Source organism: Ancylomarina longa (genome assembly GCF_003996985.1).
In the GTDB taxonomy this organism is placed as follows: domain Bacteria; phylum Bacteroidota; class Bacteroidia; order Bacteroidales; family Marinifilaceae; genus Ancylomarina_A; species Ancylomarina_A longa.
Genome location: NZ_RJJX01000208.1, coordinates 1 through 480, shown reverse-complemented (window position 1 = coordinate 480; position 480 = coordinate 1). Strand labels below are relative to the sequence as shown.

At 44.6% G+C, this 480-nt stretch carries 1 protein-coding gene; it reads left to right on the top strand.

Features of this window, described 5'->3' with window-relative positions; translation table 11 throughout:
* Positions 1 to 60 precede the first annotated feature (60 nt).
* A partial coding sequence (locus DLK05_RS16995; RefSeq protein WP_148114134.1) for a transposase occupies positions 61 to 480 on the top strand: 420 nt, incomplete at its 3' end.

The window sequence follows — 480 nt, the reverse complement described above, 5'->3', positions numbered from 1 at the left end:
TTTGAAAAAAGTTGTAGATGTTAAAATGAGCTTCTAAACCAACACCCTAACATCTACAGCATGAATACTACATTAAGCCCTTTTCTCAAACAACGGTTTCAAGCCTTACAATACGAACTTATTCCTTTAGTCGCAGCCGATTTAGACGGCATCAGCTCAAAGCTCGAACGCATTATTCGTGTGCTCGAGTGGAGTGACATCGAATCCTTGGTATACCAATATCAAGGGTGTGCTGTGGGAAGACCTCCTGCTGACCGCTGCGCTTTGGCATGTGCCTTTATTGCAAAAGCTGAACTTGGTATCGTCACCACACGGGGCTTGATTGAACGCCTAGAAGTTGATCGTAGATTGCGGCGAATTTGCGGCTTCAATCTGTATAAAAAACTACCCAGCGAAGGGACATTTAGCCGTGTTTTTGCTGAATTTGCAGCGCGTAAACTAACCACTCGCGTTCATGAGCAGATGGTGAAGTCCAATCTT